Here is a 10,942-nt window from a genome sequence, read left to right as displayed (position 1 = left end):
GGGAGTACGCGCGGGCCACCAGGGCCGAACTGACCGACGCCGGCGGCACCGGCTGGGGCGCGTCGGGGTTGGCGGCCTTCCGGCGCCACAGCACCAGCCCGATCAGTACCGCGATCCCGGCCCCGCTGCCGATCAGCCCGGCGTCGTAGGTGGTGGCCGGTGTGTAGGACAGCTTCACGGTGCCGCCCTCGCCCGCCGGGATCCGCCAGCCCTGCTGCCAGCCGTCCAGCCGCAGCGGTGTGAGTTCCTCGCCGTTCAGCGTGGCCTTCCAGCCGTCGTTGTGGTTCTCGTGCATCGTGAGGTACGAGGCCGCTCCCGAGCCGACGCCCACCTCCCGGCGGTCGCCCAGCCAGTCCTGGATCGACAGCTCACGGGCGGAGGCCGACGTCTCCGGCACGTTCCCGTGCGTCAGTGTCACGTCCGTCAGCGCCAGCGGGCCGGCGTCACCGCCCTCCACCTGATGCGTGCCCGCCGGCAGCTCCAGCGCACCGGCGTCGCGCCCGTCCTGGCACAGCGTCACCGCGACCGGCCGCCGCTCCACCAGATCCCGTACGGTCCCGCGCACCGCGGTCTCGTACAGTTCGCCGTCCACCGCCAGCAGCGGGCCCTTGCCGCACTCCAGCGAGAACTCCTGTGTCCCGCGCGGCTGCGGGGTGCGGTACTCGTCGAGGGCGGGGAGGTACGCCTCGGTCAGTCCCACCGGCAGTTGCATGTCCGCGCCGACCGCCGGGTTGTGCAGGGTGAGCGGGGCGGTCCCGGTGACCGTGATGTCGAGGCGGTCGGTGGTGATCGGCGGGAAGCGGACCCAGCCGTTCTCGTCGACACCGGCGATCGCCGCGCCGTCCGGGGAGCTGATGTGCACCTCGGTGGCCCGCGAGGAGAGCCCGCCGGCCGGGGCCAGCACCAGTTCGTCGACCGGCTGCTTGTCCGGCCAGCTCAGACGGACGGTGGGCCGTCCGCCGGCGATCCACGCGGTGGTCAGGTCACCGTCGGTGAGGTTGCGCGCGGACAGTCCCGCGCCGAGCCGGGCCGTGGAGTCCGCGGTCACGGTGATCCGCTTCGGCTGCCCGGGTGCCACCTCGTACAGCAGCCGGTCCAGTGCCTCACCGGGCACCGCCACCGCGCTCGCCGCCACCTCGTACGTCCCCGACGTGCCCGTGTCGAACCGCCGGTGCAGCCCCGCCTCGCTGCCCGTGAGGGACAGCCCGGTGGGGTCGGCGGCCCGGTGCAGGGAGACGATCTGCGCGGTGGCGGTGGACTTCCCGGCGTCGGTGGGCAGCCGCAGCAGCCGTGTCACCTGCACATCGGGCAGGTCGACCTCGGAGAAGCCCGCACCGGTGAGACCCGGCCGCTCGGCCGTCGAGCCGGCGATCGTCAGCTTCATCCACTCGGTGGCCCCGGCGGGCGCCTTGACCTGCTGCTTGAGGCCGTTGGCCCGCAGGAAGGACGTCTCGGACCCGTTCTCCGTCTCCACCCGTACCCGGGTCGGCGCCGCCCGCACACCGTCCTGGGCGAGCGGGATCAGGCCGACGGAGTCCGGCATGTCGTAGCTGCCGTTGAAGCCGATCCGCAGCCACTGTCCGTTCGGGGAGTCCTCCGCGCCCTCCACCCACGCGGTGTCCGGATTGCCGTCGAAGGCGTTCACCGGGTCGTACTGCGGAAGGTGGAACAGCCAGTTGCCGTAGGAGGAGGCCGTCACCGAGTCGGCGCCGCGCAGTTCGGCCACCGTCTGATGGTCCAGGCCCTCGCTCGGCAGGATCTGGCGCGGCCGCTCACCCGCGTCCTGGGAGGCGTCCGGCGCGTTGCGCTCGTCACGTGTGTAGGTGTACGACGTATGGGCGTTGACCAGCCCGAACCGGGTGTCCGCCCGGCGCATCCCGTCGCCGGTCACCTGCACCGGCGGGGTGCCGAGCCCCGGGTGGGCGTCACCGGTCAGCACGGCCGGCCGGCCCCGCAGTTCGTCCGCCAGCGGCAGCAGCGCCTCCGGCCCGCCGGACACCACGGCGGTGTCGGCGACCGGCAGCAGCCGCGCCTGTCCCGGGCGGGGGACGTCCGCACCGGCGGGACGGTAGATCTCCACCGCCCGCTGCCGCGGATACAGGCCCTCCACCTGGAGCGGGGTGCCGGACGCGATCACCCCGCCGGTCATCACCGGCCCGAGGCCCTCGGCCCGCTCGTACCCGGACTGTTCCAGGGTGCGCTTGACGGTCGCCGTCGGCACCTGGCCGATCTGGTCGGGGTCGAGGTCGTTGCGGACGACCACGTAGAAGACGCCCGCCCGGCTCAGGTAGTCGGCGAGACCGGGGACTTCGCCGCCGGTCGGCAGCGGCTGCTCCACCGCGTCCATGGCGCGCCGGTTCCCGGCGGTGCCGAACGGCACGTAGTCGCGTTGCGCCCAGCGGGAGTCGGCGACCACGTCCAGCGGCTGGTCGATGGTCGATCCCCAGGTGTGGATGCCGTGCGCGGTCGCGGGGACGACCAGGGCACGCGAGTCGGGGGAGTTCTTCTTCAGCCAGTCGGCCGTCGCCTGCCAGTACTTGGGTATCTCCTGGAACGAACCGGCGGCGAGGACGGACCCGTTGAGGTAGGGCCACATCAGGCCCGGCAGGACCAGCACCGCCGCGATCAGCGGCGCGAACCGCCGTCCGCGTATCCGGTGGTGGGCTCCGCGCGCCGGCGCCGACACCCCCACCAGATGCGCCAGCCCCAGGACGAACGCCAGCGCGAGGCCCGTCTGGAACTTGTAGATGTTGCGGAACGGCGCCAGCCATCCGTCCAGCCAGCCCTGCACCACCGAGTGGAACGGGCCGCCGAACGCGCCCCCGTACCCGGCCAGCAGCACCAGCACCGCCACCAGCGCGGTCAGCACCAGCCAGCGCCGCTCCGGCAGGTCCCGCCGGGCCAGGCCCGCGAGGCCCAGCCCCGCCGCGAGCGCCGAGCAGACGATCACGGCCGCCGACGAGGCCACGGTCCAGCCGGCCGGCAGCCACGCCTCGCCGAAGTGCAGGTACGCCACCCAGTTGCCGGCGCCGCGCAGTGCCTCGGTCGCCGCCATGGTGTCCGTGGTCGTCCGCGACGTCTCGGTGTAGGGGAGGAAGTTCTCCCCGTGGGCCCCGAGCAGCAGCAGCGGGATCCACCACCACGCCGTCGCCACGATCATCGCCGGCGTCCACCAGGCGATCAGCCTGCGCCGCCGCGGCCCCGCCGGGCGGGAGAGCAGATACAGCCCGACCGGCAGCAGGGACGCCAGCGTCGAGGCCGCGTTGACGCCGCCCATGAACGGCACGAGCAGCGCCGAACGCAGGGCGGCGGCCCGGGCCGAGTAACGCTCGTCCGCCAGCGGCAGCAGCACCCACGGCAGCAGTGCGCCCGGCAGCGCGGCGGCCGACGTCGAGCCGACGACCGCGGTGAACACCGGCCACAGCGCGTACGCGGCCGCCGCGAGCAGCCGCGACGCCCCGCTGCCCACGCGCAGCCGTTCAGCCAGTCGCAGCGCGCCCCAGAACGCCACCGACACGATCAGCGACATCCACAGCCGCTCGGCCAGCCACACCGGCAGCTGCACCAGGTCGGCCAGCCAGTAGTACGGCAGCATCGGCCACACGTAGCCGATGTACTGGTCGGAGATCCCGCCGAACGATCCCCGGTTGTGCCACAACTGGCCGAGGTCCGCGAGGAACTGACCCGGGTCGACGGTGACGCCGAGCTTGGTGTCGAAGGTCTGCCGGCCCGGCTGCACCGCCAGGAACAGGACGAACCCCACCGCCCAGAAGCCGAGCAGCCAGCGGCGTGACCGCGGGCCCTCCGGAGGTCCCGCGGATGCTCTGCTGGTGGGGGCTGCCGCCGGGGGCGGAGCCTGGACCGTGGTCGTCATTCGGGACACCGCCGGAGGATGAGGAGGAGATTCCAGGTGGCGAACTCGCGCAGACCGGGCACCTTCACCACGGTCCGCGTCAGGAACGGCCAGTAGCGGGAGCGCGCCGACACGATCCGCATGTCGTCGCGGGCGCGCACCTGCCGCAGGGTGGTGCCGATGTGCACCGGGAAGAGGTTCTCGCCGAGCGTGTGCTTGGCGGGTCTGCCGGTACGGCGCCGGTAGCGGGCGCGGGCCCGCTCGGCGCCGAGGTAGTGCCAGGGCGCCCACTCGTGACCGCCCCACGGGGACAGCCAGTTGGTGAACGACACGTAGATCAGCCCGCCGGGCCGTGTCACCCGCGCCAGCTCGCTGAGGAAGGTCTGCGGATCGGCCACGTGCTCCAGCACGTTGGAGGAGAAGGTGACGTCCGCGGACCCGTCGGCCAGCGGCAGCAGATAACCGTCGGCGACCACGGCCCCGTCGGGGGGCTTCTCACCCAGCTCGCGGACATCGGGCTCGAAGAGATAGGCGTACGCCCCGCGCTCACGGAACTCCCGGGTGAAGTGCCCGCTGCCGCCGCCGACGTCCACGACCACCCGCCCGGCCACGGCCCCGCCGTACGCCTCGACCTGGTCGGCGGCGTCGCGTGCGAGGAGCGAGTAACAGGCGTCGGGCTCGTCCTGCTCCCGCAGGAACGCGCGGAAGAGGGCGAGGGACCGCCGGAGTGAGGGGTCTCGTGCGGTACGGGTCACGTCGTGGATCCCCGCACCGCCTCGGCGGCGACCGCGCGGAACTGCCGCACCGTGCGCTCCCACCGGAAGCCGGCGGCATGCTCGACCGCGGCCTTGCCCATCGCCTCCCGCCGGTCCCCGGCCAGGGCCAGCGACATCCAGGCCGCGGCGAACGAGGACTCCCCGTGCGCCAGCACCCCGGTCTCCCCGTCCCGTACGGAATCCCGCAGGCCGGGCACGTCGAAGGCGACCGCCGGAGTCTGCCGGGCCGCCGCCTCGGTGACGACGAGCCCCCATCCCTCCACGGCGGAGGGATGCAGCAGCAGCCAGGCCGCGCACAGCAGCCGGTGCTTCTCCGCCTCGGAGACATGCCCGGTGAACCGGACTCCGGGGCCGGCGAGCCGCTCCAGCCGCTCGCGCTCCGGACCGTCGCCGACGATCACCAGTTGGCCGCCGGTGACCGGCCGCACCCGCTCCCAGAGCCGCAGCAGCAGATCGATCCGCTTGTACTCGACGAGCCGGCCCACCGCCACGAACAGGGGTTCGGGCGACCGTTCGGCGCGCGGTCCGGGCTCCTCGACTCCGTTGTGCACGACCCGTATCCGCTCCCGCGGTACGCCGATGCCGCGCAGGGCGTGGGCGGTGGACGCTGACACGGCGACGACCAGCCCCTGTCGGCGGGCGCCGGTGAGCGCCCAGTGCTCGAGTCTGCGGCCGATCCGCGCGGCCGGGGCCAGCGGGCCGCCGAACCGCATCGTCCACAGATCGGTGTGCACGTGGTCGACCAGGCACAGCGTGGGCCCGCGGTGCCACAGCGGCGCCAGATAGGGCACGCCGTTGCACACCTCGACCAGCAGATCGCAGTCGCCGACCTGACGGGCGAAGGCGGAACGGGCCCGCAGGTAGTGGTCGTACGTCCCGCCCGCCGACACCACCCGGTAGTCACGGTAGGCCGCGGGGCCTCCGCACAGCAGGGTGACCTGGTGGCCCTTGCGGGTCAGGCCGTCGGCAAGCCGGTCGACCAGCAGCTCGGAGCCGCCGGCGGAGGGGTTGTCCAGGTCGCGGTGGGCGAGGAAGACGATCCGGCGCGGATGTGGGGGAAGCGCCGGAGTGTGCTGCGACGCGCCGGGAAGCGCGGGGTGGTGGGGGTTCCCGCGCCCGGCCGGAGCCGGGAGCAGGGGAGGGGACGGCACGTGCTGGGGCATCGGTGCTCCAACTCGTCTCGGGGAGCTCGGCGTGGGGAAGCACGCGAGGAGGGGGGAAGGGGTGGGGTGGGGGACGAGCCCCGTGCGGGGCCCGAGGGTGAGGGGTGGGAACGAGCCCCCTGTGGGGGCCCGAAGGGGTTCCTGGGTGAGGGGTGTGGACGGACTGTGGTTGGGTGGGGAATGGACAGTTTTCGCCCACCCGTTCCCCACGGCTACTCACGAACGTGACAACTTCGGGCTTTTCTTACTCGTGAGTCACGACCGTCGCGCTCGCCGCCGCCCTGGCCGTGGGTGCCGCGGTGGGTGTCGTCGCGCTGCTCGGAGCCACGCCCGACCAGCCCAACACCCCATTGATCACCTACGAGCAGGCCGGGCAGGGGAGTTGACCGGTGACGGCCTCCCGTACCCGCACGGCCCGCTCCGCCTGGCACGACGTACCGCGCCACCAGGTGCGCCGGTTCGCCGAGATCGCCATGGCCGACGCGCCCGCGCTGGCCGGGGAGATCATGAGCGAGATCCAGCGCGAGTACCCGCATCTGCCGGTCGTCCTCGACGACTCGGGGGAGCCCCTGGCGCTCCTCGGCATCCGCCGCGCCATCGAGGACTTCGTCCAGCACGTCTCGCACGCCGACTACGCGGTGGGCCGGGTCACCGCACCGCCGGGAGTCTTCCAGGACTTCGGTCGCGGCGAGGGCCTCAACGGCCGGTCGCTGGACGCGCTCCAGGCGACCTACCGGATGGGTGTCCGCCTCGCCTGGCGCCGCTTCGCCGAGATCGGCCAGCAGATCGACCTCCCGCCTCCCGCCATGTACGAGCTCGTCGACGCCGGATACGAGTACCTGGACGGCCTGGTCGACCAGTCGGTGCGCGGATACGCCGAGGCGGCCGCCCGCCAGGCCGGGGAACGGCTGCGGCTGCAGCGCCGGCTGATGGAGCTGCTGCTCGTCGAGAACCACCGGGGTGACCCGGCCGACGCGCTCGCCGAGCGGGCCGCCCGGATCGGCTGGCCGCTGGCCGCTGCCCGCGAAGGTCGCGGTGGGCGTGCTGCTGCGCCCGGCGCGGGAGGCGGTGGCTCCCGCCGTGGGGCAGGGGGTGCTGCTCGACATGGAGTACGAGCAGCCCCGTATGGTCGTGCCCGAGCCGGCCGCCGCCGGCCGTCCCGAACTGCTGCACCGCGCGCTCACCGGCTGGTCCGGGGCGATCGGGCCGCCCGTGCCGGTCTGCGACGCGGCGAAGTCGCTGCGCTGGGCGGAGGCGGCCGTACGGCTGTGCGGCGCGGACTGCTGCCCGCCGGGGAGGTGCTGCACTGCACCGAGCACACCGAGGCGCTGGTGCTGCTCCAGCCGGAGGAACTGATCGAGGACCTGGCGCGCAGGTGCCTGGCCCCGCTGGCGGACTGCGGTTCCGCGCACGGGCGTCGCCTCGCGGAAACGCTGCTGGCGTGGCTGGAGACGCGGGGCGGGGCGCCGGAGGTGGCGGCCCGCCTGGGCGTCCACCCGCAGACCGTCCGCTACCGCCTCCGCCAGATCCGTGAGATGTGGGGCGACGCGATCGACGACCCCGACCGCCGCTTCGAACTGGAACTGGTCCTGCGGGCCCAGCGGCTGCGCGGCGACCTCGGCGGGCCCCGCACCACCTGACCGAGGGACCGCGCCGCGGGCTCTGGGGGCCTTCCCCCCATTGCCCGCCCGAGCGCCCTGTGGCTAGCCTGTGTTCGTCATGCCGATCGCCTGTTGAAATCTCGCACGAGGCTTCAGGCACCTGAGACACATGGAGAGGGGGCCGGTCGTGGGACGACTCGTACCAGCCGTGACCCGGGCTCTCGACATTCTCGAGCTCTTCCTGGACGGGGACGGGACACTCTCCGCCCCCGACATCGTGCGCAGACTCCAACTGCCGCGCACCACCGTCCACGAGCTGGTGACCACGCTCGCCGCCCGGAAGTACATCGTCCCGGTGGCCGGCCAGTCCGGACGCTACCGGCTCGGAGTGCGCCCGTACCAGCTCGGTGCCCGCTACGCCGAACACCTCGACCTCGCCGCCGAGGGCCAGCAGGTCGCCCGCTCGGTCGCCGAGACCTGCGACGAGACGGTGCACGTGGCGATACTGGAGGACACCGACGTCATCTACATCGCCAAGGTCGACTCCACCCACGCGGTGCGCATGGTGTCGGCGGCCGGCCGCAGGCTGCCCGCACACTGCACCTCCGTCGGCAAGATGCTGCTGGCCTCCCTTCCCGAACACGAGCTCACCGCCCGCCTGCCCGACGATGCGGCGCTGACGGCGATGACCCCCCACAGCATCACCGACCCCGCCGCCCTGCGCGAGACCCTTGCCGGGATCCGTGACCGGGGCGTCGCCGTGGAGAGCCGCGAGTCCAACCCGGACGTCTCCTGCGTCGCCGCGCCGGTGCGCGACCGCACGGGACAGGTGGTCGCCGCGCTGTCCATCTCCGTACCGATGATCCGCTGGAGCGACGATCGGCTGGGCGAGCTGGAGCGGCTCGCCGTCAAGGGCGCCGCCGAACTGTCCGAGCGGCTGGGCCACAGGAGCATGGCATGACGAGCACATTCGACGTGGCGGTCCGCGCGGAGGCGTCCCTCGGCGAGGGTCCCACCTGGGACCCGGCCACGGGACGCCTGCTGTGGATCGACATCCTCGGCTCCCGCGTCCACACCTACGACCCCGCCACCGGCCGGCGCACCGTGCGCCGCACCGGCCAGCACGTGGGCGCCGTCAAGCCCCGCGCGGGCGGCGGCCTCGTCCTCAACCTGCGCGACGGCATCGGCCTGATCGACCCCGACGACACCTTCCGCTGGCTGCACCGCGAGCCGGTACCCGGCCGCCGTGCCAACGACGCCGCCGTCGCCCCCGACGGCAGTCTCTTCGCCGGCACGATGCGCTACGACGAGGCCCCGTGCGGCGGCACGCTGTCCCGCGTCGGCGGCGACGGCACGGTGAAGGTCCTCCTCGACGACGTGGCGGTGAGCAACGGCACCGGGTGGAGCCCCGACGGGCGGCTGATGTACTACATCGACTCACCGACCCGCCGTCTCGACGTCTTCGACGTCGGCGAGGCGGACGGCCGGATCAGCAACCGCCGCTCGGTCGTCGCGCTCGAGGACGGGGCGGGGTTTCCCGACGGGCTGTGCGTGGACGCCGACGGCTGCGTCTGGGTCGCCCTGTGGGACGGGGGTGCGGTCCGCCGCTACACGCCCGCCGGTGAGCTGGACCGGGAGATCCGCCTCCCCGTCCCCCGCGTCACGGCCTGCGCCTTCGGTGGCCCCTCTCTGACCGACCTCTACATCACCACGGCCCGGGTGGGGCTGACGGCCCCCCACCCGCTGGCGGGGTCCGTCCTGGTGGTCCCGGGAGCGGGCCGGGGCTTCCCTCAACCCCCGTTCGCGGGCTGACTTCTCCTCGCACCCTCCGCCCCTTCCCGTCCCAACCCTGGGGGCTCCGCCCCGGACCCCGTTCCTCAAACGCCGGAAGGGCTGACTTCAGCCCCTCCGGCGTTTGAGGAGCGGAGGTCCGGGGGCAGCGCCCCAGGGGGACGGGAACGGGAAGGGGCGGAGGGTGCGAGGAAACCTCCGGCCGGTCACACCCCGGTACGGTCCAGCGCCCGCAGCACCCCCCGCTCACCCCCCGTCAGCGGCGCCTCCGCCAACGGCGGCAACGGCGACCCCGCGACAGCGGCCAGCACCGCCCCCGGCCGGAACATCCGCGTCGGCGGCGCACTCAGACTCGTGACGTCCCAGATCGCCGACGCCGCCGCGTAGGACCCCGTCGCCGCCCGCGTCATCCGGCGGGTGTACGCCGTCAGGACCCGGTCACCCGCGGTCGGCCGGCCACCCCGCACCCCCGGGTACAGCACATCCTGACCGACCGCCATCGACCACGCCGCGTCCGCCGACCGCGCCGCCCCGCGCACCACCCGCCGCGCCAGACCGGGCGCGCCGAGCCCTCCGCTCCGCGCCAGCTCACGGCTGAGCACCCGCGCCCCGAACGCCGCCACCGACATCCCGTGCCCGTACGCCGGGTTGAATGTGGCCAGCGCGTCCCCGAGCACCACGAACCCCTCCGGCCACCGCGGCAGCTCCTCCAGGTACCGGCGCACATTGCTGGTCGACCGGCTCAGATGCACATCGGTGAGCGGCTCCGCCCCGGAGATCAGCCGCCCCACGATCGGGTCGGGGAGCGTGAGGGCGTACCGGAGGAACCCCTCCGGGTCGGCCGGCGGCTCACCCCCGCGGGAGCCGCCGCAGCTCACCAGCCAGCGGCCCCCCTCGATCGGCATGACCATCGCACTGCGGGCCGGCCGTGACACGTACGGGTTGGACTGCACGATCGTCAGCGGAAAGCGCTCCGCCCCCTCCGGCACCCGGTACAGCCGCGAGGCGTTCACCAGCCCGGAGTCCACGGCCCGCTCCCGCACCCCGCTCACCCCGAGCCCGCCCAGCCAGCTGACCACGCGCGTGCCCCGCCCGCTCGCGTCCACCACCAGATCCGCGTCGAGGTCCGTGTCCCCGCCGGGCGCCGCGATCCGCACCCCGCGCACCCGCCCCGCGGAACCCGTCAGCCCGATCACCGCCGCCCTGCGGATCTCCACCGCCGCCTGCTCCCGGACCGTCTCCCGCACCACCCAGTCCAGCAGCGCCCGGCTGCACGTCAGCATGACCGGGCCCTCGCGCCGCCACCGCCGCAGCCAGCCCTCGGGGGTGAGCGCCAGCATGCCCGAGCTGAGCGGTATCTCGTGCGCGCCCGCGGCGAGCAGCCGCTCCCGCAGCCCCGCGCCCGCCAGCAGTTCCTCCATGGCGTCCATGCCGCCGGCCATCAGCAGATGGGCGTGCCGCCCCTGCGGCAGCCCCTTGCGGTGCTCGGGGCCGTCGGGCAGCTCGTCCCGGTCCAGCACGATCACCTCGTCCGCCCCGGCTGCGGACAGGACGGCCGCGGCCAGCATGCCGGCCAGACCGGCACCGATGACGACAGCTCTACGCGACATGGGGCTCCTCGGGTTCGGTCATGGATCCAGGAAGGGAGGACGCCGCCGCGCCGTCGGGCGCGGAGCCCCCGGCGGCGGGCCGGTGCAGCGCCTGGGCCAGCTCCACCAGCCCGCCGGTGCCGGAGACCTCGGTGGCGTGCAGCCGGTA

At 74.0% G+C, this 10,942-nt stretch carries 6 protein-coding genes and 1 pseudogene; 3 read left to right on the top strand and 4 right to left on the bottom strand.

The genetic code is table 11. The features are described 5' to 3' along the window. The 3 genes from B9S61_RS10330 to B9S61_RS10320 all read right to left on the bottom strand — a co-directional run. Positions 1-3,874: alpha-(1->3)-arabinofuranosyltransferase family protein (locus tag B9S61_RS10330; RefSeq protein WP_103541993.1), on the bottom strand; the 3,874-nt coding region annotated here is incomplete at its 3' end. Next, positions 3,871-4,608 carry a class I SAM-dependent methyltransferase gene (locus tag B9S61_RS10325; protein WP_103541992.1) on the bottom strand — a complete coding sequence of 246 codons (738 nt, stop codon included), beginning with the start codon at positions 4,606-4,608 and terminating at the stop codon, positions 3,871-3,873. The genes B9S61_RS10330 and B9S61_RS10325, both read right to left, overlap by 4 nt. Further along, positions 4,605-5,792: a glycosyltransferase family 4 protein gene (locus B9S61_RS10320; RefSeq protein ID WP_103541991.1), complete on the bottom strand. Its 1,188-nt coding sequence runs from the start codon at positions 5,790-5,792 to the stop codon at positions 4,605-4,607. Before B9S61_RS10320 ends, B9S61_RS10325 begins: the two co-directional genes overlap by 4 nt. A 389-nt stretch (positions 5,793-6,181) precedes the next feature. Here B9S61_RS10320 and B9S61_RS10315 point away from each other — a divergent pair. The 3 genes and pseudogenes from B9S61_RS10315 (at position 6,182) to B9S61_RS10305 (ending at position 9,205) form a co-directional block, all read left to right on the top strand. Next, positions 6,182-7,432 (top strand): annotated as a pseudogene (locus tag B9S61_RS10315) (helix-turn-helix domain-containing protein). 148 nt (positions 7,433-7,580) lie between these two features. Next, a complete protein-coding gene (locus B9S61_RS10310; RefSeq protein ID WP_103541990.1) occupies positions 7,581-8,354 on the top strand; it encodes an IclR family transcriptional regulator in 774 nt (257 codons plus the stop codon). Next, complete coding sequence (locus B9S61_RS10305) at positions 8,351-9,205, top strand: SMP-30/gluconolactonase/LRE family protein (RefSeq protein ID WP_103541989.1); 855 nt, start codon at positions 8,351-8,353, stop codon at positions 9,203-9,205. The genes B9S61_RS10310 and B9S61_RS10305 overlap by 4 nt, the downstream gene beginning before the upstream one ends. A gap of 185 nt (positions 9,206-9,390) precedes the next feature. Here B9S61_RS10305 and B9S61_RS10300 read toward each other — a convergent pair whose 3' ends face one another. Continuing rightward, positions 9,391-10,794 carry an FAD-dependent monooxygenase gene (locus B9S61_RS10300; protein ID WP_103541988.1) on the bottom strand — a complete coding sequence of 468 codons (1,404 nt, stop codon included), beginning with the start codon at positions 10,792-10,794 and terminating at the stop codon, positions 9,391-9,393. Between the last annotated feature and the right edge of the window lie 148 nt (positions 10,795-10,942).

The sequence above is a fragment of the Streptomyces sp. SM1 genome, assembly GCF_002910825.1.
Lineage (GTDB): Bacteria > Actinomycetota > Actinomycetes > Streptomycetales > Streptomycetaceae > Streptomyces > Streptomyces okerensis.
This window is presented reverse-complemented; position numbering and strand designations above follow the sequence as displayed.